This window comes from Furfurilactobacillus curtus (assembly GCF_045862785.1).
GTDB lineage: Bacteria > Bacillota > Bacilli > Lactobacillales > Lactobacillaceae > Furfurilactobacillus > Furfurilactobacillus curtus.
In genome coordinates this window covers 542,999-568,819 of record NZ_BQXO01000002.1, presented here as the reverse complement: position 1 = coordinate 568,819, position 25,821 = coordinate 542,999, and the positions used below count along the sequence as shown (strand labels likewise).

Below are 25,821 nucleotides of genomic sequence, written 5' to 3'. Positions count from 1 at the left end.
GGGAGCACGCAATTATCTTCAATACTAATGAACGAACCTTTAAAACACAATAAGAGGATCCGCTTCTCAGTATATTTTTAGAAAATGTTTTAGAACCAAAAACATCCACTAAGTGATTGAATCTGCCAAGTCTTCAATCGAACCTAATGGATGTTATTAATTGTCGTAATAAACGCAACTATTGACGACTAATGTGCTCGTCATCAGCAGCTTTCACAAAGGCCTTAAAGAGCCCTTCTGGACGATCCGGACGAGATAAAAATTCAGGATGATATTGCGCGGCCACGAAAAATTTGTTCGTTGGTAACTCAATCACTTCAACCAACCGGTTATCTGGAGATGTTCCTGAAAAGACTAAACCATGTGCGGTCATCTGTTCACGGAAAGCATTGTTGAATTCGTAACGGTGACGATGACGTTCAGAAATAACCTCTTCATTATCATAAGCAGCGGCCGTTAACGTCCCCGGCTTCAATTTCGCCGGGTAGGCGCCAAGTCGTTGTGTGCCACCGAGGTCTTTGACATTTTCTTGATCAGACATCAAATCAATCACTGGATATGGCGTATCCGGATCAATTTCTGTCGAGTTAGCATTCTTCAAGCCAACGACATCACGGGCAAATTCGACACATGCCATTTGCATTCCTAAGCAGATTCCTAAATATGGCACATCGTGTTCACGGGCATATTTGATGGCCAAAATCTTACCTTCAGTTCCGCGACCACCGAAGCCGCCCGGCACCAGAATCCCGTCAGCATCAGCCAATAATTCATCCACATTATCAGCGTTGATCTGTTCGGAATTGAAATGATTGATCTTAACATCCGCATCCACTACGTAACCAGCAGATTTCAATGCCTCGTTAACAGAAATATACGCATCTTGAAGATCAGTATACTTGCCCACCAAGTCAATCGTAATTGTCTTGTGCAGGTTTTGAACATGTTGCTCTAACTGCCGCCATGCGGTCATATCAGCTGCAGGGGCATCAACTTGAAAGTGGTTCAAAACAATGTCATCCATGTGTTGGTCTTGCAGTGCTAACGGTACCGTGTACACCGTTGGCACATCCATCGATTCAACCACGGCCTCAGGCTCAACATCACAGAAAGAAGCGATCTTATTGCGCATCGATTGCGTAATTGGTTTCTCTGTACGAACGACTAGCATATTAGGCTGAATTCCTAAACCGCGTAGTTCCTTAACACTATGTTGGGTAGGTTTCGTTTTCATTTCACCGGCAGCCCGCAAGTATGGAATTAATGTCGTATGGATATAGAAAACATTGTCGCTACCAACTTCTGTCTTCATTTGCCGCAAGGCTTCGATAAATGGTAATGACTCAATATCGCCGACTGTTCCACCAATTTCAGTAATCACAACGTCAGCATCTGTAGTCTGACCAGCTCGCATGATTTTTTCTTTAATCGCGTCGGTAATGTGAGGAATAACTTGGACAGTCGCCCCCAAGTAATCCCCACGACGTTCCTTTTGTAAAACTTCTTGGTAGATTTTCCCCGTTGTAACGTTTGAGTATTTATTCAGGTTAATATCAATAAAACGCTCGTAGTGGCCTAAATCCAAATCAGTTTCCGTACCATCATTGGTGACAAAGACTTCACCGTGTTGGTATGGACTCATCGTCCCTGGGTCCACGTTAATGTATGGATCAAACTTTTGAATGGTGATCTTTAAACCACGATTCTTCAGCAGTCGTCCTAACGAGGCTGCAACGATCCCTTTCCCAATTGACGAAACCACACCACCGGTGACAAAAATGTATTTGGTCATCTAAATAAATGCTCCTTCTCTTATTTTGCGGGGAATATCTAACAACGAAAAAACTCCCAATTCAAAAGAATTGGGAGCCTTAATTACAACTTAACTGTGCCCGTTCACTGAACGGGGCCCAAAAAATATAATACCGACTTTATGCATGTGGGTCAAGAAAAAAGATCAGAACGCTCGCCATCGCGGGTGAAGGTGAGCACCAACAGATAATCGTAATTGGGCGGTCTTGGCCCGGTTACGGTTGTTAGTTGGGCGCAACCTTCAGCGATGGCGAGCGTGTTTAGGAAAGCGTGTGTACCAGCCCGGGTAAAGACGAGCACCAACGGACACCAAAAAAAGTAGCGTCTACAGCCATCGCCATAGACGCTACTTCCTAATGAGACAGTCGCACAATTTAAAGGCTCCTATTCAGGATCATCCTCATCATCGCCGTTTTCTTCGTCATCATCATCGTCGTCATCATCATTTAATTCGGCGAGCTGACCCTCGATGCCATCTGGTAACTCTTCATCAGTGTCATCGTTTTCGGTATCATCATCGTCATCATCAAAATCATTGTCTTGCGTATCTGGTCCATCTTGACTGTCATCATCATCTGACTGACCAAAGTCGTCATCTTCTGGATCGTCATCATCGTAGTCAATGACATCATCGTCATCAGCCGCGTCCGCCAAAAAGGCATTAACCTTACGACGCTTTTTACGCTTTGGCTGGTCTTCGTCTTCTTCACCGTTAATCGTAGCTTCATCGATCGAGTCAAATGGGTACCACGTCCGCAGACCCCATGTGTTATCTCCGAGGGAAATGAAGCTGCCATCAACGTTTAAGTCAGTATAAAATTGCGCCAAACGTGCGCGAACTTCTTCATCACTAGCGCCGAGGTACGTCTGAACCTCATTGGTTAGGTCAGCAAAGCCCATTGCTTCACCGTGCTGTGAGAGAATTGCGTGAGCAACTTCAATCATCGACAATTCTTTTTTATTTTGACCTTCGAAAATTTTAAGTTCCAAAATAAGGCCCGTCCTTTCGAGAGTGTACATCTTATCATAATGTCTTATACAGCAAATTGCAATCTAATTTGATAATCACCAATCAAGCTTTTCCCAGCCATTAATTCATAATCGACTGCGATGCGGCCAGCACTTAGGTCATCATTAAGCCGCACGTTTAATTGAGCCGTAGCTACCTCAATGGACATTGTGCCGTATGGTGTTCGATAACTGGTCGTCACTGCTTGACCATCTAGGAAATGTAACCGCAAACCATTGTCGCCGCTGCGCGTTAGCGTAATGTCTTCTGAACTAGTCAGCTTAAACGTCACTGGTGTCGGCGTCCCATTATCATCCTCCACATAGCGTAAGTAAAGCATGTCGTTGACCATAATCAGCCGGCCGGGCAAGGTGAAATCGAACTGTTCCGTTTCACCAGCCTGCGTGATATTTGTTTGCAAATAAACTGTGACCGTTTGTTCAAACTGCTGTGCCACCTTGACCCCCCACTTTCTGCTAACCATTTAACTCTAGCTTTAAATTATACCTTAATATTAATCAATTCGCTCAGATGATGTTCCAACCAAACCGTCAGCCATGGTAACCGTGCAGACTTGGCCTTGTTTGGGTATAATAGTCGCAGTGATAAAAACGCTATCATCCTTAATCCTTATGAGAAATCAGGTGTTTTTAATGACCGATGCTCTAAGCCTCGCTCAAACGACTATGCTCCTGTCACAACATTTCACCAAGACTGAGGGCTTAGCCACATTTGCCAACATGAATGCGTTGCTAAGTTTAATTGAACACGAATCCCAACCCTTGTTACATTTTTGGATGCTCGACAACAATGTCATTATGGGCTTACGAGATGCGGACCTTCCTCATCTTGAACAAGCTTATCCGATTTTAGGGGAACATGATTATGTCGGCTTTGTGCGCAACTCTGGTGGTCTGGCGGTGGTTTCGGATCCCGGCGTTTTAAACGTCAGCCTTTTCTTTCCGCCAAGTTTGCTCAAAATGGGGGTCAACGAAGCCTACGATCAAATGAAATTACTCGTCGATCGGGCATTTCCTGAACTTCCCATTGAGGCGGGAGAAATTCCGCGTTCTTATTGTCCGGGCACCTACGATCTAAGTGTCAACGGTCACAAGATTGCCGGCATGTCGCAACGTCGCCGCAACGGTGGCACTGTGATCATGTTATACCTCAGCGTCAATGGCAACCAAAATGCACGCGCCCAACTCATTCACGATTTCTACACCGTCGGGCTCGGACACGAAGAAAATAAATGGGATTTCCCAGATGTCGATCCCGCCACGATGATGAACGTCGGCGATTTGTTACCTCAATCTTTGACCATTGAAGAAGCCCAGGCGCGCTTTGTCAAAGCCGCTCAGCTAAGCGGCACACAGTTAGCTAAACAACACTTAGCCGATTTGATGACAGAACCAGAATTTGGTGCTCAAATTGACTTTGAAACCAAACGCTTACTGCAACATCAACCGACATTTAACCAGCCCGATCAGACATCACACTAACCCAAATTCAGTTGTTTCAAGGAGAATGCATGGACTATCAAAGTCAATTACTGCCTCGTGAAAAAGTCTTTCGCGATCCCGTTCATAACTACATTGCTGTATCGCATCAGGTCATTTTGGACCTGATTAACACAAAGGAGTTTCAACGACTACGGCGCGTTAAACAGCTCGGTGTGACCGAAGAGGTGTTTCACGGCGCTGAGCATAGCCGCTTTGGTCACTCACTAGGCGTCTACGAAATTGCGCGCCGTATCTGTGATAACTTCAAAAATGACTACCCAAGCCAAGCAGCCGGAGACGGGCTGTGGAATGACGATGAACGTTTAGTGACACTGTGCGCTGCATTACTTCATGATATTGGTCATGGTGCTTACTCACACACGTTTGAACACATCTTCCACACGAATCATGAAGCAGTCACCGCGCAAATTTTGACGTCTCCCAGTACTGAAGTCAATGCAGTGCTGCGCCAAGTTAGTCCAGAATTTCCCGCACAAGTGGCCAGTGTAATTCAGCACACCTATCCAAATCCACAAGTAGTCCAAATTATCTCGAGTCAATTGGATGCCGATCGAATGGACTACTTATTGCGTGATGCTTACTTTACCGGTGCTGATTATGGCCGCTTTGATCTAGCTAGAGTGTTACGCGTTATGCGCCCTTATCAAGGCGGCATCGCCTTCACCATTGACGGAATGCATGCTGTCGAAGACTATATTTTAAGCCGCTTTCAAATGTATCAACAAGTCTACTTTCACCCAGTGTCCCGCGCCATGGAAGTCATTTTGGATCACTTACTTTTACGCGCCAAAGATTTGTATGACAATCAACCAATTCGTCAAGAAGGCTTTCGTCCACTATTACTGGAACCTTTCTTCAACCATGATTGGACGTTAGTTGACTATTTAAAGCTTGACGACGGCGTCTTAAACACTTATTTTCTGCACTGGGCCGATAGTGATGACGATATTTTACGCGATCTCGCTCGCCGCTTTTTAAATCGCAAGCCGTTAAAATCCGTTGAATATGATAGTGATACGACAGATTTGTTGCCCATTTTACGCGATCAAATTGAAACGGTCGGCTACAATATCACCTATTACACGGCCACTAACGATAGCTATGACCTACCATATAATGCAAACCCACATCACTCCCGCAAGCCCGCCGCTGAGATTCAACTGATGAAAGCGGATGGTTCAACGATTGAGCTGTCCGCTCTCAGCACTTTGGTGGCAGCCATTACCGGTCGTGAATCGGGGGATCAGCGGTTCTTTTTCCCACGAGAAATGCTCAGCCAACATGCTGAAAGTGATCTTTTTAATCCTATCTACCAAGAATTTCAGACCTATATCAAAAACGATCAATTGATTCACCCACAAGGAGTCTAACCCATGACCATTAAATTAATTGCAATCGACATTGACGGCACGCTACTCAATGAAAATGGTGACCTGAATCCAGCCACTATTTCAGCAGTTCAAGCTGCGCGCGATGCCAATATTAAAGTTGTCCTGTGTACAGGACGACCGCTAACTGGTGTTGCAAATTATTTGAAGCAGCTTGGTTTATCTGGTGATGATCAATATGTCATTACCTTTAACGGCGCGCTTGCTCAAACTATCAGTGGTCGCATTTTGGTTCACCATACGCTGGATTATCAACAATACCGTCAATTAGAAAATTTAAGTCACACCTTAGGCACCCACTTTCACGTCGAAACAGACCAAGCTATTTACACAGCGAACAGAGATATTAGCCCTTACACCATTGGCGAAGCTTATTTGGTCAACATGCCCATTCGCTATCGTGCAGTCGACGAAATGCCCACGGATCTGACACTGTCAAAAGCGATGTTTATCGATGATCCAAAGCTGGTTGAAGCCGCTTATCAGGCGTTACCAGCTGAAGCCAAACAACAATTTTACTTTGTTCGCAGTGAACCTTATTTTCTTGAGGCGATGAATCAGGCTGCTTCGAAAGGTAACGCCATTACTGGGCTGGCTAGTGATCTTGGTTTAACCATGGCCGAAGTCATGGCCCTCGGTGATCAAGGCAATGACTTATCCATGATTCAAGCCGCTGGGTTAGGCATCGCCATGGGTAACGCTATCCCCGAATTAAAAGCAGCTGCTCAAGCTGTCACTTTGACCAATCGTGAAGACGGCGTTGCTGTCGCCATTCAAAAATACGCGCTAAACCATTAATGGTTACACCAAACCAATCTTCAATTTGACTACTTCCCACTAAAAAGACCACGATTCGCAATGTTTTACACTAAACATTGCGAATCGTGGTCTTTTAATCGACCCAGATATTTTCATTTAACCGCTATTTTCTCCACAGTAGCTGTCTAGCTTAAGTTCTTAACTTTTTAATCGCCATTTACGCTAGCCTACAAGGTTAAAATAACGGCTAGGCCAATCAAAATCAGTCCGCTAATCCATAACCAACCGTTCCAAGCTGAAACACGCAACGGTTCATTCTTTTTCAAGGCGATATCCTTTTGATTAACGCGGTCATCTGCTTGTTGATCCTGCTTTTCTTTATATGTTTTTCGACGCCGACGAAATCCCGTAAATAAATGGGCATGAGATAACTGCATCACCGCACCGATGACAATCAAAAATAAACCAATCATAAAATACGCGTCGGAAATCTTAATCAAAGGAACATGGCTTATCCAAGCGACCACCCCAGCCACCAAAAATAGCCCCAGTCCACCTAAGGACCAACCGATGGGTGTGTTTTTTGGTTTCATTTCAGCTCCCCCAATCTTTTATCATGATACAAAAATACCGCAATTACTTGCGGTATAAAAGTCTTTTTAAAATTAGTAACGGGCAGTACTGACTACGGCGTCGTCAATAAATTGGTGACTTGCTGCGTATTGGCATCATATCGATAAATTCCCGTCAAGTTGCTAACCGCCGGATCCGGTGCTTGGGAGCGAACATCAATTTGATATTGTTGATGACCCAAATCTGACACTTGATACTGCCGACTGCCATCCGTTTCTACAAAGCCCATCTGTTGACGAAATGCATTTAAAATTGTCGTTTGGTTAACTGATGACGTCTGTGTTGCTGTCGCACTCGTCTGACCTGACTGCGACTGAGCCACAGCTGATGACGGCGCCTGCCTGGCTACGACGGAACTGTTAGCGCTGCCTTGTTGAGCAACATTCGCCGCGACAGAGGTTGAGCCTATTTGTGCAGTAGAATTAATTTTAGAAGCTACTTTAGAAACATTCTGACTTGAACCAGCCCCCGTAGTGCTGGTGTTCACGGACCCATCATTAGCCACACTGGTTGCTGTTGCCATAGAAGATGAATTCGTGGCAGATGTCGCAACTGAGCGAGGCTTTTGCTGACTCGTTTGTAATGTCTTACTTGTCTTACTAATCTCTGCTTGTGCCGTTGTACTTGTCTGGATCGCGTCAGTATTAGTGCTGCAAGCCGCTAGACCCGCCGTACTGATGACAATTAAACTGCTAACGATCACTTGTTTAAGCAATAGATGTTTCATCTTTCATACCCCCAGTGGCTTGACTAACTTGAAGCCCTCTCACTGATCTTAGTATACCATTCAATGACAAATATTACGTAAACATGTCTATCACATTACAACACGTTAGAAAATCTTAACTTTGATTTTATACAAACAGTCCCATATGATTGCCAAATTATGGCGGCATCATATGGGACTGTTAAAGTAACTATCAGTTGGATTTGTTCACTAATGCGAGCGACCATCACGGTGGAAACGCGTCTTAAATAATGGACTAACTGGTTTGTTTTCATTAATGCGTTTGATGGCATCCCCGACTAACGGTGCAATGGAAACCTTGACGAGTTTATCAAATTGCTTTTCAGCCGGTAAGTTAATCGAGTCGGTGACAACGACTTGTTTAAATGGTGATTCTTTCAGTCGATCGACGGCTGGTCCTGAAAGTACCGCATGAGAACAACAAGCGTACACTTCCTCAGCGCCGGCCTCCATCAGAGCCCGCGCACCTAATGTGATCGTGCCAGCCGTGTCAATCATATCATCAATCATGATACATTTTTTACCCTTAACATCACCAATAATATTCATGATCTCAGCCACATTTGCCTTAGGACGCCGCTTATCAATAATCGCAATTGGCGCTTTCAAAAACTCGGCTAAGGCCCGGGCCCGCGTCACTCCACCGTGATCAGGTGAAACAACGACAGCATTTTCAGCAATATGGTTCGTGATGAAATAATCTGCCAACAATGGTGCGGCCATCATGTGATCCACTGGAATGTCGAAAAAGCCTTGAATCTGGGCGGCATGTAAATCAAGCGCCAAAAGTCGAGTTGCGCCAGCTTTTTCAAACATGTCCGCAACCAATTTGGCAGTAATTGGTTCACGCGAACGCGCTTTTCGATCTTGGCGCGCGTAACCATAATAAGGGACAACCAAGTTAATTGTATTCGCACTAGCCCGGCGCAAAGCGTCGATCATAATCAATAATTCCATCAAATTATCGTTAACCGGTGCTGATGTTGATTGAATCAAGTAAACATTGTCGCCACGGACGCTTTCTTCAATGTTGATGCGAATTTCGCCATCGCTAAATCGATCGACGGACGTTTTGCCTAATTCAACACCAACTTCTTCAGCAATTTTCTCCGCCAACGGCCGGTTTGAGTTTAGAGCAAAGATTTTTAGCTTTGGGTCAAAGTATTGAGTTGCCATGTTTCCTCCACGCGGATGATGTGATCACAGTCTTTTTCGTTCTAATCGTACCTATTAACTTGCCTAGACGCAAGCATCTACTGTCCGGATTTGATTAAGCATCTTCTGGCTTGTGAGGTAAGCGATCCCAGTAATCTGGTTTATTTGTTTGCCGGGCCCGAGCAATCGCCATATCATGGAAAGCCACGTCTTTGGTGATTGTGGAACCAGCCGCAATAAACGAATGATCCGCCACTTGCAAGGGGGCAACTAGGTTCGAATTACTACCAATAAACGTGTGATCACCGACGATTGTTTCGTGTTTAGCAACCCCGTCGTAATTGACAAAGACCACACCACAGCCAACGTTGATGTCCGTTCCTAAAGTAGCATCGCCAACATAAGTTAGGTGGCCCACCTTCGTACGATCACCAATATTGGCCTTTTTAATTTCCACAAAATTACCCAAGTGAACATCATGACCAATATGCGCTTGCGGACGAAGATGGCTCATCGGACCAATGTTCGAACCGGATTCCATTTCGCTATCTTCAATCAAAGAAGAAGTCACCGTGACGTGATCATGAATCCGACCATTGCGAATCTCAGAATTGGCACCAATGAAACAATCTTCACCAACCTCGGTGTGTCCCTTTAATTGGACATTTGGTTCAATAATCGTATCCGCACCAATTTTGACATCAATATCTACATAAGTATGTTCCGGGTCAATGAAGGTCACACCGTTAGCCATATGTGCATCATTGATCCGTTTGCGCATGACCTTCGTCGCCTCAGCTAGTGCCTGACGATCATTAACGCCCATCGACTCGCTAAAATCGCTCATCCGATAAGCGCCGACTCGTTGACCCGCCTGTTTCAAGATCCCAATCACATCCGTTAAATAATACTCGCCTTGCGCATTGTGATTGGTGACTTGATGCAAGGCTTTAAATAACGCTTGATTGTCAAAGACGTAAACTCCTGTATTGATTTCATCAACAGCCGCCTCTTCAACAGTAGCATCCTTTTGTTCCACAATTTTTTCCACCAAACCAATATCGTTACGAATAATCCGTCCGTAACCGGCTGGATCAGGTGCGATGGAAGTCAATACTGTGCCAACATCACCCTTAGCTTCATGATAATCAAATAGCTTTTGCAACGTTGCAGCTCTAAATAAAGGGGTATCCCCACTTACAATCAAGGTCATACCATCTGCATCACCAAGAATGTCTTCAGTCTTTAAAACGGCGTCACCAGTCCCTAGTTGCTGCTCCTGCAAGACGTATTTGGTACGATCTCCCAACTCATGTTGCACATCTTCTGCGCCAAAACCGACCACCGTCACAATTTCATCCATGTTGGTTTGCTCAACCTGAGTCAAGACATGATCAACCATTGTTTTACCGGCTACCCGATGCAGAACTTTGTATAACTTGGACTTCATCCGTGTGCCTTTACCTGCTGCTAAAATAATTGTATTCCGAGAACTCATGCTAACTCCTTTAATTAACGTTCATTGCCAAAGACCCGCGTTAGATAATTCCCCGGGGTGGCTTTAATTGGTTCTGATTCACTTTGCAAAGTTTCCACATGCAGTAACGAGGTAAATGTCTCTGACTTACGATCACCATTAAAACGACCTTCGCCAAAGACCGTAATACCGGCCACTTCACTATCCAGTTCACGTACCAAACTAGCTAACCCAGAAATCGTGCCACCACCTTTAACAAAATCATCGACAATCAATACCCGAGAACCAGCAGGCAGCGCTCGTTTGGCAATTTGCATTTTTTCAATTGCCGTTGATGAACCTGAAACATAGTTGACACTAACCGTAGCACCATCGGTAATTGCGCCATCTTGGCGGGCAATCACAAATGGCACATTTAACTGTTCGGCGACAGCCTGGGCAATCGGAATACCTTTTACAGAGACGGTCAAAACTAAATCAATGGTTTGGTTCATATACTGCGTCGCAATTAGACGACCGATTTGTCGTAACACTTCCGGTTGGCCCAATAAGTCAGACAGGTAGACGTAACCTCCTGGCATTACCCGATGCGAATCAGACACCTGTTTGCATAAAGCGTTAATATAAGCTTCAGCATCTTCTTTCAAAATATAGGGAATAAATCGTGCACCACCGGCGGCACCTGGCAAGGTTTCTAACAAACCAGTCCCACGTTCTTGAAAGGTCCGTTTTAAAATGGTGAGATCCTCGCTAATGGAGGATTTTGCCGACTCATAGCGTTCAGCAAAAAAAGACAGCGACACCAAAGTGCGCGGTCGTTCCAGTAAATACCGGGTCATATCGATTAAGCGATCTGATCGTCTAACTTTCACGTTAAATTACCTCATCCTCGTTCTAATTTTATGCGAACAAAAAGCGTTCTTTCCCTGGTTAATAATAGCACAATGTTCGGCTTTGTTCTTGATAAAATTTGCATAAAGAACGACTGGCTGAGCATGTCTAGCGGTTGGGCTCTCCAAACTCTTTTCTGAAGCAAACCGCCCATAAATTTCCAAGTAGTTGATTTAAGACCACCTAAAAAAACCATCCTCTCCGTAACGAGAAGACAGTTTCTGATAAGAAAACGATATTAATCGTGGGTGGCTAGTCGATTGACGCCTAACCCAATAAAGTAGATAACCACCTCAATCGTCGCGATAAAAAATGACACCGGCCAATTCGTCCAGTAACTCAAAGCCAACCCTAACCAGACACCAATGAGCGCAAAAATCATGGACAGGCCAATCATCGTACCAACACCGTGAACAAAATACTTAGCAGCCGCGGCGGGAAGCGTCAATAGAATAAAAATTAGCAGTGAACCCACAATCTGTGCGGCGACACTAACGGAAAAGGCCAATGCAACCAAGAAAATAATCGACAGCAGCGTTCCATGCACGCCCGCTACCCGAGCCCCGATTGCGTCAAACGAATCAAATTTAAGCGAACGATAAACGGCCAAGATCACGATCATTACAACGATCGCCAAGACGGCCACTTGTACGACTGAAGCGCGGCTGATTCCGATTACTGACCCAAATAAGATGTTAGTTGCCGAGCTGGCATTTTGATTTGACAACGCCAGAAATAAAATTCCCAGCCCAATGGCTAACGCGGAAATAGACGTGATCGAGGCTTCTCGCCGGGAGGCTTTCTCACTCAATTGACCGACCGCCACAGAGCTCACTGTTGTGAACAACAGCATTCCAGCCAATGGGGTCCAGCCAATAAACAAGCCAAATGCCGCCCCAGCAAACCCAATTTCCGATAACGTATGGGTCAGAAATGACATGTTGCGGGCCACAACAAAGACCCCAACCAGCCCACTCACCAATGCAATCAGTGTTCCGGCAGCAAAAGCATTTTGCATAAAAGGATAGTTAAGCATGTGCGGCCTCCAATACTGATTCCTTCAAATCGGCCACATGACCAAGTTGATACCCACCTGCTTGCATAAGCAAGTAATGCGACGAAAAGGCCTTTGTTAACGGAATATCATGGGTAACAAATAGCACTGCCGCCTGGTTTTCTTGCTGATAACGCTTCACGAGATTCAGCAATTCATACTTCATGTTGTTATCTAAACTAGCTGTTGATTCATCTAAAATCAGCAATTGCGGTTTCCGAATCAAAGCTTGAGCTAGATAGGCCTTTTGCAGTTCTCCCCCAGAAACTTTTCCTAGTGGCGTCCGCGCAATTCGCGTTAAATCGGTGGTGACGATCGTCTCGTTTATCCGCTGTTTCTCCGCATGACGCCACCAAGGCCGCCAGTTATGGTCCAACGCTAAACCAACAAAATCGCGAACCGTTAGCGGATATTCCGTATCGATATTTCGAAATTGTGGCACATAACCAATCGTCACGTTTGCCCGGTTAGGATGCCACATCACGGAGCCACTCGTTTGCCGTAATTGATGCAATAAAATTCGAATCAGAGTTGTCTTCCCGACGCCGTTTTCACCTAAAATACTCAGAAATTCTCCCTGATGGAGCGTAAACGACAAATTCTTAAAAACAGCCTTGTTAGGAAACGTCATCGCTAAATCCTTAACAGATAGCAGTGACGCAGCTTTGTTTTCCATCGATGTCACTCAATCGCCTCTCTTTAGTTAGCCGTCATGATCAAAAATTTATCGAATAACGGACTAACATTTGATTTTAAAAAGTAATGATTACAGTTTAATAGTGTAGCGAATCTGATGCGTGAATGCAATTAAGAAATTAATTGCATTCCATTTCGATCCCTCATCAATCGTCAACTAACTAAAGCTTCGCCTTTAACCAGTGTCGTTAGCGTTAGCGCAAAGTGCTTGCGATAAGGGCAGCGTGGGATGATCGCCAGTGTACGACAATGTAAAAGTCTAAACAAATCCTCGCCATAAAGCGATGATCTCTAGAAGTTCACATGTCTGACTCACGCTCTGATTTTAAAAAAGATTGACGGCCTTTAGCTTTCACGTTACAGTTGAGCCAATAATTTTAGTTAAAAAGAGGAGGACGTCCGCCAATGCGCCATTAAGCCTGTCGTCATAAAAAAACAAACATCAGAAAATCGGGTAGACAGTCATTCGAATCTATGATGATGTTCACGTTTGTTTTTTTGGGGTGATCGATGCTTTAGCGTGGGGATGTCCTTTTGTGTACCCTTTTTTTCATAGACTTCGATCAACCCTTGTTTATCATTAAAGGAGTTGATTTAATGTTCATTCTACAAGCAACCAAGTTACAAATTTCCCGTCAACGAAAGCTATTAAATATCGACCAATTAGTCATTAACCCTGGTGATCGCATTGGTTTAATTGGCGCTAACGGTGTCGGTAAAACTACACTACTCGAAGTCCTTACTGGCACCTTGGTTCCCCGTGCTGGTCATGTCGATCGCCGCGTTACACCAACGATCGTGACACAGCTACATGAAATTTCAGCACAGAGTGGCGGCGAGCAAGTCAAACAGGCATTAATTGCCGCCTTCCGCGAGCAACCGGCCTTCTTAGCCCTAGATGAACCATCTGCCAACTTAGACCAAACTAATCAGCAATGGCTTATCACTCATCTGGCCCGTTATTCTGGGACGCTGCTCATCATTTCCCATGATCGGCATCTATTAAATGCCATCACGACTACGACTTGGTCAGTCGCTGATCAACAGCTAACGAGCTTTTCTGGGAACTATGACGCCTTTCAAACTACTCAGATGGCTCAACGTCAACATCAACAAGCAACCTACCAAGTGCAACAGCGAAAGCAGCGGCGCCTCGCTGAGGCGGCCCAACGGCGCGAACAAAAAGCCGCCCATGTTGTGAAACCAAATCGCCATCAGCACAGCAAAAATGAACTCAAAAATTTAAAGTCAGTTTTGAGAAATAATCAAGGTAAACTCAGCAAGACGGCTAGTCGTTTGCAAAAACGGGCCCAGCTTGAGCCGGTTCAAAAACCGAAACACACGCCGACTGTAACCTTACATGTCCAGCAATTTGCGTCATTAGGGCGTCACACACCGCTTACGCTTGAGCACTTTACATTGTCTGCCGCTAAACACCAGTTAAGCGCAGACCTAAATCTGACGGTTAAAACTGGCGAACACGTTGGCATTGTCGGACCTAATCAAATTGGCAAAACCACGCTGTTACGCTCAATTTTAACGAACAATAAGCGCGGAATTACTGTCAATCCAGCGGTTAAGTTTGGTCATTTTGCGCAAAACATGAGTCGTCTTAACTTAACAAAATCAGTTTGGACAAATGCGGTTGCTAATAGTGAACAACCTCGGGTGACTTGTCAAACCGTTTTAGCCCAGTTTGGCTTCACCACAAGTCAGCTGAATCAACGAGCCGGGCAGTTGAGTGGCGGCCAACGGGTCAAACTCGCCTTAGTGACCGTGCTCCTGAGTGATGCAAATGTCCTTTTATTGGACGAGCCCACCAACTTTTTAGATTTGCCCACCTTAACCGCCTTAGAAAATTTTCTAGCTAATTATCCGGGCACTATTTTGTTTGTTTCACACGATTATGAATTTGTTGAGCATGTCGCCACTCGTAAATATAAACTATCTGCTGAGGGGCTCACCGTTCAACCCGTTGCTGATCAAACCGTGAAATCCAAACCGACCGCCAACCAGACACTACTAGATGAATTCCGTCATGAATTATCCATCATTGAACCAGACACCTCGAATCACTCGATTAAATAGGCCAAAGCGAGGCCGTGAATGACTGTTCAAATATAGACAGTCATTCACGGCCTCGCTATTTTTTATACCTAATTTTGATTTAATGAATCAGCGATCGCCGCAAAAAAGCGAGCACCGTTCGTCGGTAACGGTCCGGATGGGTGCGAATGGCTCGAATATGTGGCGCTTGTCTATCAATCATCAGTTGTTTGGGGACATTGGCCGCGTCATATAACGCATAGGCGTCCTGCACCGGGACAGTCTGATCTTCACCACCATGAATCATCAAAATAGGCAAGTGATTTTGACGGACTTGAGCCAAAATATCCCCTTCGCGAAATGCGTAACCGGCTAGATGCTTGGCAAACGAATTGGCAATCGGCATTAAGGCCGTGCTGGGCACGTGATATTTGTGCCAAAGTCGAAATTTGCCTTCTTGAAAAACTGATCGGTAACCACTATCCTCAATGATTCCTTTGACATTTTTAGGTAAGGCCTGACCGCCTGCAGCCATGACCGTCGTCGCTCCCATGCTAATTCCAAGCAGCACAATTTGCACAGTTAACCCACAACGCTCAACCACAGTATTAATCCATTGCTGATAATCTTTTCGATCTAACCAACCATAACCAATCACGTTTCCGTCGCTGCGTCCATGTGCTCGCGCATCTGGCATCAGCACGCTGAAACCTTGCTCGATCATCAATTTGGCCCAAGGAATCATCTGTTCACGGGCATGGTGTAAGCCATGCGCTAAAATAACAACGCCGTAGGATGGTTGGTAACCAGCAATAAATGTTGCGCGTAAAGTTAATCCATCAGGAGTCTCAATGGACCATGCTTGTCGTTGTTGATTTTGATACCACTGATTCTCATCAGGCGTATTTTCTTTCAAAGAAGCACTAATTCCGGCTCGCTTTTGCTTACTTGACCAATTCATTGCCAAGTAGTAGACCCCATAGCCAGCGCCCACTAAAGTGGCATAACTACCAAGACCGACCAACGCGGTTCGTTTGACTAATTGTCTGACTTTATTCACCTGTTAATCCTCCGTTGAACAAGGTGCCTCACTTAATTGCACTGCTGCGCCCAATCGTACTGGCCGTACCACATAAACCTCGCGACAGAAACCAGCCAATCCGTTAGCCACCCGTTGCGCCCGGGATCGTTTGCGACAAATCCCATAGACAGTTGGGCCGGTGCCAGTCATTTCTGCCGCATCAGCACCAAAACGCAACATTTGCGTCTTGAGCCGTTGAACCACGGGATACCGCCGCGCCGTGATCGGCGTTAAAACATTCGCGGTCGCCTGACAAATGCCATCATAGTCACTGGCATGAATAGCAGCCAGTAAATGCGGCGTAGACGCATGTTCCAACCGACCATAATTAATTTGGCGCAAAATTGAAGGCGTTGAAACACTCGTTTGTGGCTTGGCAATTACTAACCACATCGGCGGTAGTTCGGGTAAGGGTTCTACTTGTTCACCACGCCCTGTTACGTGGGCGGTCTGGCTCCAGACACAATACGGAACGTCCGCATCAATTTTCAGGCCTAGTTCGCACAATTGCGCCGGCGTTAAATTCAACGACCACAATCGATTAAGCCCTCTTAACACTGCGGCTGCATCAGCAGAACCGCCACCCATTCCCGCAGCAACGGGAATATGCTTTTCAATCGTGATATTCACTGCTTCTTTACGGTGATAAGTATTGGCGAGTAACGCCGCAGCTTGATAGGCTAAATTTCGCCGATCATTGGGCAAAAAACCAGTATCCGTCATGACCTTAATTCGTCCATTGCGACCTAAAGTCTTAATCGTCACTAAATCTGCTAGGTCAACCGAAGTGAGGACCATATCCCACTCTTCACTACCATCCGCGTGATGAAACGGCGTATCGAGTAATAAGTTAAGTTTGGCAGGCGCCTTTTCCAAAATCTCCGTGGTGTCACCCCCAGTTAACCGAATTGTTATTTTTTCTATTTTACCCCAAACAAAAAACACCTTCCACTAGGGAAAGTGCTTCATGCGTGAGTTCGCCGTGATGATTACTGTTCATCAAAAGCGATTTCAATATTTTTAGTTAACACATCTGTGTAACTGTAAGAGACTCGTTCAAATGAGTTCTCCTCCTGATCGAGGTCAACCACAAAAACAGCCGGATACGTTTCCCGCAGAGTGCCGCGACGCTTAGTCACCTTTTTGCGACCAGCCTGAGCGACGACCATCAGCTTTTGGCCTAATTTGGCGTCCAACTTAGACTTGATACTTTGTAATGTTGCTGGCATGCAATTCACCTCACATGCATAATAGTATAGCATGGTCAAGCAAAAATTACAATTGTATCAGAGCGTGAGCCAGACCGGGTGAGACCGAGCACCAACGGACAATCATAATTGGGCGCTTTCTGCCCGGTTGTGGTTGTTGGTTGGGCACAGGACTCAGGTCTGGCAAGCGCGTTTATGCCAGAGTGTGAGCCAGACCGGGTGAGACCGAGCACCAACGGACAATCATAATTGGGCGCTTTCTGCCCGGTTGTGGTTGTTGGTTGGGCACAGGACTCAGGTCTGGCAAGCGCGTTTATGCCAGAGCGTGAGCCAGACCGGTTTGAGACCGAGCACCAACGGACAATCACAATTGGGCGCTTTCTGCCCGGTTGTGGTTGTTGGTTGGGCACAGGACTCAGGTCTGGCAAGCGCGTTTAAGCAAGAGCATGAGCCAGATCAAGTGAAACCGACGCCCTAACCTAAAAAACACCGCGCTCATGTAATCTGTTGGTCAGTGCAATAAAACCCGCCAATGACAGTCGTTCTGCTCTAATACTTGGCTCTAAAGCTAAATCATCCAACGTCTCGGCCATAACTGCTTTGGTCGCTGGTGCCTTGCCAAATAGGCTTTGCAAATTATTCCATAAACTCTTGCGCCGGTGAGCAAAACATCCCTTAATCAAATGAAATAAAGCCGCCTCATCAAACGGCAATTCGGTTAACGGTGCACGCGGTGTCAACTTAACGATCGCTGAATCAACATTAGGTTGAGGAATGAAGGCCGTCCGGGAAACGGTAAAAGCTAATTTTGCTTGCATCCGATAATCCACGGCCAAAGTCAATGCACCATAGGCTTTGGTACCTGGTACCGCGCTCAACCGTTCAGCGACTTCTTTTTGCATCATGACAACAATTGACGCAAAATCGACTGCGGCATTCATGAGCCCCATCAGAATCGGTGTGGTGATATAGTAGGGCAAATTTGCTACCACCTTAACCGACGTAGCACCTGGTAAATGCTCAGCAATCGCTGAAGCCAAGTCAACCTTTAGAATGTCTGCGTTCACAATTGTGACATTCGGGTAGGGCGCCAGCGTATCAGCCAACACCGGCAGTAATTGCTGGTCTAATTCAAACGCCAATACACGTTTGGCCCGTCGTGCGAGTTGCTCGGTTAATGCGCCAATGCCTGGTCCGACTTCAATAACATCGTCTGATTCTGTCACCTCAGCTGCATCAACGATATTGGTTAAGATATTTGGGTCCGATAAAAAATTTTGTCCAAGACTCTTTTTGACCGCGATGCCATAGGTATTCATGATCGCTCGCGTTCGCAGCGGTGTCGCAATATCGGGTCGTTTTTGTTTATCGCTCATGCTGATTCCCTTCTAGTTCTTGATCAAGTTGTGCCACCGCCTCGATAAAATCAGCACGGGGAATTTGAAATAGCTGGAGTCGTTTTAACAATTGCTTACCATTTACATATCCCAAGTTAAGCAACTCGCCCAACCGTTCGCGCCGCTGTCGGGAAGTTTGATCACCAATTAAATGAGCAGCAAGCAGGTCGCTTTGAAAAATAACCGCTTCAAAGTGATCAGTGCCGGTCGCAACATGTGCTAAAGCCGCTTGAATAACTGCTGGATCAGCATGTTCAATTCCCAAGCTACCACCAGCATTCTCTGGTACGCCCTGTTTGCGCGTGATAAATGCATGTTTGGCTTCTGGTACCGCTCGACTAATGAGCTTGCGTAAACGCTCACCGTTAAAGTCTGGATCCGTCATCACAATAATGCCACGTGTTGCTTGCAGTTGTTTTAACTGAGCTAACATTGTTTGGCTTAGCGCTGATCCATTTGTTTCAAACGTATCTGCTTCAACCGCCTGTAAAATTCGTTTCGTATCATCCTTACCTTCAACAACAAGGACTTCTTTTAACTTCGTCATCAATCTTCAATCCTAAAAAAGTCATTGGCATTGTCATAAGTTGCTGCAGCAACGCTTAGTGGCTCAATGTCACGTAATTTCGCAATTGCATTGACTGTATCGACAATTCGCGCCGGTTCATTTTGTTCACCGCGATGCGGCGTCGGAGTCAAGTATGGCGCATCCGTTTCAACCATCATGACATCAAGCGGTGTCACTTTGACGGATGCATGCACTTCATGAGCATTCTTAAAACTAGCCACCCCTGAGTAAGAAATGTGCATGCCCAAATCTAAAAAGCGTTTGAGCCATTCTGGATCGCCATTGAAACTATGCATGACTCCACCAATATCACGAATATCTGCCGCTTTTAAGATCGCATACGTGTCTGCAAATGCATCTCGATTATGAATGATAACCGGTAACTGAAGCTCTTTGGCAATCGCTACTTGCCGCGCAAAAATCCGTTTTTGATCCTCAATATGTTGGTCAAGCTGATCCACATGGTAATCAAGGCCAATCTCGCCTAACGCTTTCACACGGTCATCTTGTAGTTGCCCAATTAACGTTTCTTCTGCTGCGTCCGTGTATTGATCGGCCATTTCTGGATGCCATCCCACCGCTGCCCACATGGTCTCGTACCGATGAGCAAGCTCGATACCGCGCTCATTCAGCACGGCATCTGAACCGACATTCATCATCCGCTCCACACCAACTGCTTTCGCATGCTGATTAAATTCAGCGGCATTCTCATAAAACGCATCATCATTCAAATGGGTATGTGAATCAAAAATTTCCATAAATCCCTCTAAGTTATTTGATTAAGCACCTGGTGTTTAGCCCAGAATATCCCCGTTATTGAGTTCATCTGGAACGATAACCAACGTGACTTGACCCTCGTGTTCTGTTGATAACAACATGCCCTGACTAATCTGCCCGCGCATTTTACGTGGTTTCAAATTGGTCACCGCTAAGACTTTTTTGCCGGTAAGCTTTTGGTAATCTGGATACCACTCATGAATGCCAGACAAAATTTGCCGATTTTGTTGATCGCCAGCATCTAGTCTAAATTGTAACAACTTATCAGCCCCTTCAACGGGCTTAACTTCAATAATCTGGGCGACCTTGATTTCAACTTGATCAAAATCTTCAAATTTAATGGCCGATTTCGTCAAATCAAGCGTCACATTTTCTGGTTCCCATTGAGAATCAGCCGCCGCGGCCATCGCGGCCCGCCCCTTCTGCTTATCAGATTGTGTCATCTGTGCTTGAATAAAGTCAATTTCAGCTTTTGCATCTAATCGTGGAAAAATGGGGGTTCCCTTAGCAACAACCTGTACTTTAGCCGGTAAGTCGGCTAATGATAATTGTTGAATCTGCATGTCTTCAGGTTCGGTGGATAAACCCAGTTGTCCCAAAATGGCTTTCGGCGCATGCGTCATAATTGGCTGTAACAGTAGCGCGATCACCCGTAAGCTAGCCACCAAATGGCTCATTGCTGCCGCCAAGCGCCGGTCGTCACCAGCCTTTTCAGCCTTGGCTAATACCCAAGGTTCGGTTTCATCGATATATTTATTGGTCCGCGCCACTAACCGCCAAATGGCACTGAGCGCATCAGCATAATGCAACGAAGCCATTAACTCGTGATAACGACTGATCGTATCAGTGGCCGTTTGTTCAAGGTCCATGTCTGGCCCGTTAACACCACTTTCAAACACCGGTACGCTACCCTTGAAGTACTTGTTGACCATTGCAACCGTTCGGTTTAACAAATTGCCAAGATCATTAGCCAGATCGTAATTAATCTTGTCGACAAAATCCTCCGGCGTAAATAGCCCGTCATTACCAAATGGCATCGCTTTTAATAAGTAATAACGCAAGGCATCAAGGCCATAACGTTCCACCAGCGTTTCTGGATAGATGACATTCCCCTTTGATTTACTCATCTTGCCATTTTTCATCAGGAGCCAACCATGGCCAACAATGTGTTCAGGCAATGGTAACCCCAAAGCGTGCAACATAATCGGCCAATAAATCGCATGGAAGCGCACAATTTCCTTGCCGACCACTTGGACGTTGGCTGGCCAAAATTTCTCGAAGTTAGTCGAGTCTTTGCCATCATATCCTAGTGCCGTAATATAGTTGGATAGCGCGTCAATCCAGACGTAAATCACATGACGTGGATCAGATTTAACCGGCACGCCCCATTTATAACTCGTCCGCGAAACCGACAAATCCTCTAAACCTGGTTCAAGGAAGTTCTTAATCATTTCATTCATTCGTGTGCTTGGAATCAAAAAGTCAGGATGAGTCTTGTAATAGTTCAACAACCAGTCTGCATACTTGCTCATCTTGAAGAAGTAAGATTCTTCATCCGTCCAGACGACTTCGTGACCAGATGGCGCCTTTCCGCCGGTCACATTGCCTTGCGCGTCATGAAAAACTTCGGCCAACTGAGATTCAGTAAAGAATTCTTCATCGTCAACCGAGTACCAGCCCTCATAACGCCCCTTGTAAATATCGCCTTGGGCTAAGAGTTGCTCAAAAATTGCCTGCACCGCTGCTTCATGATCCTTATCTGTCGTTCGAATAAATTTGTCGTTGCTGACCTCTAGCAATTTCCAGAGATCTTTAATTTGCGTTGCCATCTGATCAACGTATGTTTTCGGATCTAGGCCCAATGATTCAGCCTTTTCTTCGATTTTTTGACCATGTTCGTCCGTTCCCGTTAAGAAAAAGACATCATTGCCCATTAATCGACGATAGCGAGCCTCTGCATCAACGGCAATCGTGGTATATGAGTTACCAATATGTAGCTTTCCTGAAGGATAATAAATTGGGGTTGTAATATAATAAGTGGGCTTTTTTTCTGCCATGAAACAATCGCTCCTTTGACTCGATGAAACCGCGTGGTTCCCGAATAATTAACAGTCAGTATACCATACTATCACTCAGTGCGAAGCAGACTGGGTGACGTCGAGCACTAACCAACAGAGGCAAATTGATGGCTTTGATCAATCAGGTTCTGTTGGTTAAGCGACAGTGTCAAATCTGCATAGCACGACAAGATCGCCCAGTGCGAAGTAGACTAGATTAACGCTGAGCACTTTTGCCTAAAACAATTCGATTTGGGTTGGTCCTAAACCAGTAAAATGTAAGTCTAATTCATCCCGCAACATTTCTGCATTAGCAGCCGCATCGCGGTGTCCGTTATTGTTGAAGATCACGTAAGTTTGTTCAACTTGCTTGGCAACATTGCTAATTGCTTGCCCAAGGGTTTGAATTTCTTTCGCTGAATAATGATAGTTGGTCCGCTCGTGCTCCCAACTTCCTTCCCGTTGCAACCACCCCCGCCGATTTTGCCCATGAAGACGAAAATAGGCGGCAGTTGGTGTGGTCACAATTGGTGTAAAGGGCACGCCAGCATTTCCATCAAATGGTTCATCAGCAATGACATAGGTCAAGTTGAGTGATTTTAAATAATTGAAAACATCTTCGCTCAAACCACCTTCATACCAACTCGGATCTCGAAATTCAATACCGACTGGCAAATCAGCCATCTGAATCCGTACTTCCCGCAAGTAGCGAATATGTTCGAGTGTGCGGGTAAAAAACGGCGGAAATTGGAATAACACCATTGCTAGCTTGCCACTGGTTACTAACGGCTTAATCGCCATTTTAAAAGCCTTGAACGTCGCCATCCGTTCCCTTTCTGAGACTGGCGTGTGACCATCATCATGATGCGTCATGGTTGAGTGGGCTTTCAAAATGTACTTAAAACCATCTGGTGCCTGACGAACCCATTTTTTAATCGCAGATGGCGCAGGAACGCCATAAAAAGACGTATCTAACTCCACCAACGGAAAGACGCCTGCGTATTCGTCAAACCGTACTTCTCGTTGTTCATCGTGGATCAGATGTGGATGTCTTGTCCATGTTGATAAACCAATCGAAATCATTATGTCTCCTCCAAACAGCAATCTCAGGCGTAACTAGCCGAATTTTTGCGATTATCCGCATCAAGTCAACCGACTATCGTCAAAAACACAAAACGAGTTTGGGACAAAACCAAAATCTATATTTCACCGCTAACCTAAATAGCTAAAACGTGGGACATAAGTCAATTGACTCCGCTTAAAAGCGAACTTCGAATGATGGATAAACCGTCATCATTCGAAGTTCGCTTTTAATGTTCGTCACTTACCGACTTATGTCCCACTCTCAATCACAATTCTCAATTTTAAACTAATCGCGTGCTACTTGAATTGACGCACAACTGCTGTTTCTTCATCAGATAACCGCATGCCCTTTAGATGGCTAATCAGTGCCCGTCCCTGTCGTCGATAATTACCGCGAATGCCGGAAAATGACCAGCTAATCAGTGCAAAGAGCATCGTGACAACCCCCGCATTCGTGCGACTCATGGCCACACCGAACATCATGGCCGGCTGTGCACCAAAAAAGACTTGCCAGGCTCCATAAAACATCAGAAAATCAAAAATCAGTTGGAACCGATTCATCCAGCGCATCTGCGCCAGTAAATTACCAAGTCGGGCAAAAATATCCTCGCGAGCCAAGCCGACCACCTGCCTTCCCTTTTTAATTAAGTTAATTGTAAAAAATTCTCATGAAAAACGCAATCAATACGATGCAGCGCCTGTCGCATCACCGAACAAAAAGTGTCGCCAACAAACACCCTTGCTTGACACTAATCAACTTGCAATTTAGCAAAGAACTCACGTGCATCGCCGGTGAATTGCGCGGTAACGTCTCCAGCCTGAATCGCCTCATTATTGACCACCAAAACTTTTGCAGTTGGACGTCGATAACTGATCAACCCGGCGAACGGATAGACTTTAAATGAGGTGCCGACGATAACTAATAAATCGGCTGCTGCCACCGCCTGGACCGCTTGTTTTAAAACAGAATCACCGATTCCCTCTCCGTATAAAACGATATCAGGCCGAATGACGCCGTGATCTCTTTGATGATACATCGACTGTAAATAGTCTTGCCAAGTCACTGACTGACCATCAAGGGTGCAATAACAACGAAATAAATTCCCGTGAAATTCCACGACAGCGTCATTCCCCGCACGACGATCTAGATTATCAATATTTTGCGTGATTAATGAAGCCCGGCCTGCGCGACATAATGCCGCAATTTTCTCATGAATAACGTTCGGCTGGGCATCGGGAAAGTACATATTCTCTTTAACAAAGTCATAAAATAGCGCTGGCTGTTGTTCAAATAAATCGTGACTCAACAATATTTCTGGTGGTAGACCATGGAATTTTGATGAATAAAGGCCAGCCTTTGAACGATAATCAGGGATTCCTGAAGCCGTGGACACCCCGGCGCCCGTCATGAACGTCACATGTTGGGCCTGATCAAACAATGCTTGATAATTAACGGCCATGTCAAACTCCTTTTATGCTCTACGCAGGTGGGTATTCAACGAATGATATAAGCGATTTTTTGCGCGTCAAAGAAGTCTTTGACCGGCATATCATATAGTTGTTTAAAATAGCTAGCCGTATCTGATTGAGCTGAATCCGGAATTGCCAACACAAACGAGTTTTGCCGATCAGATCGGTTAAGTCCTACATAAGCACGTTCGCCGGTTTGGGGATTTTTCAAATCAGAATGGAAGATTTCAAACAACTGACGCATGTTTAATCGCAATTGACGTTCACTGAGAACACTTGAAATAGTGGTGAAGGCGGTGCTATTCAACGGCGGCAGCTGCCAGGCTTGCAGTTGTTCGTCAAACGCCTTGAACAATTTTACAATTGTTCGCCGCATTCCAAAGGGGGTATCAGCTGTTTTCTCGATCATCCCCATATATAATTTTTCAGCAGCCGCAAAGCTCATTGGAAAATTCGTCGTTAATTCCGTTCGGTGGCGTTCAATTTCTTCACCAAAAAAGACCAATGCATCCAGCATCACCAATAAACGGAGCGCATTTTGCGCGTCATCTTGTTGACCAGTTTCTGGTTGAATCGTCGCAAAAACACCGTCATAGTATTGGCTTTTAATCGTGTCATCAATCAATCCATGGCCAGCCAGCGCCGGAAAAATCACCAAATGATTGGCAATGTTGAAAAGTTGTGTCGACATCGCCATTAATTGCGTATCTAGTTCATCATCACCAAACGTCAGATTGAAGTAAATTTGTGGAAAACCTTGTAAGAGCATCAACAGATGACTTAATTCATGGGCAGCCGAATATTGTGGCGCTGTAATGTCATCAACCCAGATTAACAACCGATCTTTTAATAGTCGTTGTTCGACCTGATCATCACGCACATAACCTGCATGTTGGTCACCAAATTGAACCATTACAGTGCCAGGAAACAAGTCATTAACTTGATCTAGCAGCGCTTGAACCGTGGGGATTAACTTAATTTCTGCCATG

Annotated in this window: 25 protein-coding genes; 4 read left to right on the top strand and 21 right to left on the bottom strand. The window is 45.3% G+C overall.

The window, feature by feature from the left end:
* Positions 1–178: 178 nt before the first annotated feature.
* The 3 genes from ACKTR2_RS05690 to ACKTR2_RS05680 all read right to left on the bottom strand — a co-directional run bounded on the left by ACKTR2_RS05690 (position 179) and on the right by ACKTR2_RS05680 (position 3,278).
* Positions 179–1,792 (bottom strand): CTP synthase, encoded by a 1,614-nt coding sequence (locus ACKTR2_RS05690; protein ID WP_407883380.1) that lies wholly within the window; start codon positions 1,790–1,792, stop codon positions 179–181.
* Between the two features lie 404 nt (positions 1,793–2,196).
* Positions 2,197–2,802, bottom strand: a complete 606-nt coding sequence (rpoE, locus tag ACKTR2_RS05685; RefSeq protein ID WP_407883378.1) for a DNA-directed RNA polymerase subunit delta — start codon at positions 2,800–2,802, stop codon at positions 2,197–2,199.
* 44 nt (positions 2,803–2,846) lie between these two features.
* Entirely contained in the window at positions 2,847–3,278 is a 432-nt protein-coding gene (locus ACKTR2_RS05680) for a DUF1934 domain-containing protein (protein ID WP_407883376.1), read from the bottom strand.
* Between the two features lie 196 nt (positions 3,279–3,474).
* Here ACKTR2_RS05680 and ACKTR2_RS05675 point away from each other — a divergent pair, with 196 nt between their 5' ends.
* The 3 genes from ACKTR2_RS05675 to yidA are packed head-to-tail and all read left to right on the top strand — an operon-like array spanning position 3,475 to position 6,530.
* Entirely contained in the window at positions 3,475–4,323 is an 849-nt protein-coding gene (locus ACKTR2_RS05675) for a lipoate--protein ligase family protein (RefSeq protein ID WP_407883374.1), read from the top strand.
* Between the two features lie 29 nt (positions 4,324–4,352).
* Entirely contained in the window at positions 4,353–5,714 is a 1,362-nt protein-coding gene (locus ACKTR2_RS05670; protein WP_407883372.1) for an HD domain-containing protein, read from the top strand.
* Between the two features lie 3 nt (positions 5,715–5,717).
* The gene (yidA, locus tag ACKTR2_RS05665) at positions 5,718–6,530 is read left to right on the top strand and encodes a sugar-phosphatase (RefSeq protein WP_407883370.1); all 813 of its coding nucleotides are present in this window, start codon (positions 5,718–5,720) and stop codon (positions 6,528–6,530) included.
* A gap of 188 nt (positions 6,531–6,718) precedes the next feature.
* On the opposite strand, the gene ACKTR2_RS05660 is transcribed toward yidA, so the two are convergent.
* The 7 genes from ACKTR2_RS05660 to ACKTR2_RS05630 all read right to left on the bottom strand — a co-directional run bounded on the left by ACKTR2_RS05660 (position 6,719) and on the right by ACKTR2_RS05630 (position 13,125).
* A complete protein-coding gene (locus tag ACKTR2_RS05660) occupies positions 6,719–7,084 on the bottom strand; it encodes a DUF3899 domain-containing protein (protein ID WP_407883368.1) in 366 nt (121 codons plus the stop codon).
* 92 nt (positions 7,085–7,176) lie between these two features.
* Positions 7,177–7,851: a hypothetical protein gene (locus ACKTR2_RS05655; protein ID WP_407883366.1), complete on the bottom strand. Its 675-nt coding sequence runs from the start codon at positions 7,849–7,851 to the stop codon at positions 7,177–7,179.
* Positions 7,852–8,061: 210 nt separating this feature from the next.
* Positions 8,062–9,048 carry a ribose-phosphate diphosphokinase gene (locus tag ACKTR2_RS05650; protein ID WP_407883364.1) on the bottom strand — a complete coding sequence of 329 codons (987 nt, stop codon included), beginning with the start codon at positions 9,046–9,048 and terminating at the stop codon, positions 8,062–8,064.
* Positions 9,049–9,142: 94 nt separating this feature from the next.
* Positions 9,143–10,525, bottom strand: coding sequence for a bifunctional UDP-N-acetylglucosamine diphosphorylase/glucosamine-1-phosphate N-acetyltransferase GlmU (gene glmU, locus ACKTR2_RS05645; RefSeq protein ID WP_407883363.1), 1,383 nt, complete (start codon positions 10,523–10,525; stop codon positions 9,143–9,145).
* A 14-nt stretch (positions 10,526–10,539) separates the two neighbouring features.
* Positions 10,540–11,376 (bottom strand): pur operon repressor, encoded by an 837-nt coding sequence (purR, locus tag ACKTR2_RS05640; protein ID WP_407883361.1) that lies wholly within the window; start codon positions 11,374–11,376, stop codon positions 10,540–10,542.
* A 257-nt stretch (positions 11,377–11,633) separates the two neighbouring features.
* Complete coding sequence (locus ACKTR2_RS05635) at positions 11,634–12,431, bottom strand: metal ABC transporter permease (RefSeq protein ID WP_407883359.1); 798 nt, start codon at positions 12,429–12,431, stop codon at positions 11,634–11,636.
* Positions 12,424–13,125 (bottom strand): metal ABC transporter ATP-binding protein, encoded by a 702-nt coding sequence (locus tag ACKTR2_RS05630; protein ID WP_407883357.1) that lies wholly within the window; start codon positions 13,123–13,125, stop codon positions 12,424–12,426. Before ACKTR2_RS05630 ends, ACKTR2_RS05635 begins: the two co-directional genes overlap by 8 nt.
* Before the next feature lie 617 nt (positions 13,126–13,742).
* On the opposite strand from ACKTR2_RS05630, the gene abc-f reads away from it, so the two are divergent.
* Positions 13,743–15,233 (top strand): ribosomal protection-like ABC-F family protein, encoded by a 1,491-nt coding sequence (gene abc-f / locus ACKTR2_RS05625; RefSeq protein WP_407883355.1) that lies wholly within the window; start codon positions 13,743–13,745, stop codon positions 15,231–15,233.
* A gap of 79 nt (positions 15,234–15,312) precedes the next feature.
* Here the strand turns inward: abc-f and ACKTR2_RS05620 are convergent, their stop codons facing one another.
* The 11 genes from ACKTR2_RS05620 to ACKTR2_RS05570 all read right to left on the bottom strand — a co-directional run bounded on the left by ACKTR2_RS05620 (position 15,313) and on the right by ACKTR2_RS05570 (position 25,820).
* Positions 15,313–16,251, bottom strand: coding sequence for an alpha/beta hydrolase (locus tag ACKTR2_RS05620; protein WP_407883353.1), 939 nt, complete (start codon positions 16,249–16,251; stop codon positions 15,313–15,315).
* Positions 16,252–16,254: 3 nt separating this feature from the next.
* Positions 16,255–17,181 (bottom strand): 4-(cytidine 5'-diphospho)-2-C-methyl-D-erythritol kinase, encoded by a 927-nt coding sequence (gene ispE, locus ACKTR2_RS05615; protein WP_407883461.1) that lies wholly within the window; start codon positions 17,179–17,181, stop codon positions 16,255–16,257.
* 80 nt (positions 17,182–17,261) lie between these two features.
* The gene (locus tag ACKTR2_RS05610; protein WP_407883351.1) at positions 17,262–17,501 is read right to left on the bottom strand and encodes a Veg family protein; all 240 of its coding nucleotides are present in this window, start codon (positions 17,499–17,501) and stop codon (positions 17,262–17,264) included.
* A 458-nt stretch (positions 17,502–17,959) separates the two neighbouring features.
* Positions 17,960–18,856, bottom strand: a complete 897-nt coding sequence (gene rsmA / locus ACKTR2_RS05605; protein WP_407883349.1) for a 16S rRNA (adenine(1518)-N(6)/adenine(1519)-N(6))-dimethyltransferase RsmA — start codon at positions 18,854–18,856, stop codon at positions 17,960–17,962.
* A complete protein-coding gene (gene rnmV / locus ACKTR2_RS05600) occupies positions 18,846–19,424 on the bottom strand; it encodes a ribonuclease M5 (RefSeq protein ID WP_407883347.1) in 579 nt (192 codons plus the stop codon). Before rnmV ends, rsmA begins: the two co-directional genes overlap by 11 nt.
* Positions 19,424–20,203 carry a TatD family hydrolase gene (locus tag ACKTR2_RS05595; protein WP_407883345.1) on the bottom strand — a complete coding sequence of 260 codons (780 nt, stop codon included), beginning with the start codon at positions 20,201–20,203 and terminating at the stop codon, positions 19,424–19,426. The genes rnmV and ACKTR2_RS05595 overlap by 1 nt, the downstream gene beginning before the upstream one ends.
* A 36-nt stretch (positions 20,204–20,239) precedes the next feature.
* Positions 20,240–22,279, bottom strand: coding sequence for a methionine--tRNA ligase (metG, locus tag ACKTR2_RS05590; RefSeq protein WP_407883343.1), 2,040 nt, complete (start codon positions 22,277–22,279; stop codon positions 20,240–20,242).
* A gap of 237 nt (positions 22,280–22,516) precedes the next feature.
* A complete protein-coding gene (locus ACKTR2_RS05585) occupies positions 22,517–23,362 on the bottom strand; it encodes a DUF72 domain-containing protein (RefSeq protein WP_407883341.1) in 846 nt (281 codons plus the stop codon).
* Between the two features lie 297 nt (positions 23,363–23,659).
* Positions 23,660–23,980, bottom strand: coding sequence for a hypothetical protein (locus ACKTR2_RS05580; RefSeq protein WP_407883339.1), 321 nt, complete (start codon positions 23,978–23,980; stop codon positions 23,660–23,662).
* 131 nt (positions 23,981–24,111) lie between these two features.
* Positions 24,112–24,822, bottom strand: a complete 711-nt coding sequence (locus tag ACKTR2_RS05575; protein WP_407883338.1) for an NAD-dependent protein deacylase — start codon at positions 24,820–24,822, stop codon at positions 24,112–24,114.
* A 35-nt stretch (positions 24,823–24,857) separates the two neighbouring features.
* Entirely contained in the window at positions 24,858–25,820 is a 963-nt protein-coding gene (locus ACKTR2_RS05570) for an IpaB/EvcA family protein (RefSeq protein WP_407883336.1), read from the bottom strand.
* Between the last annotated feature and the right edge of the window lies 1 nt (position 25,821).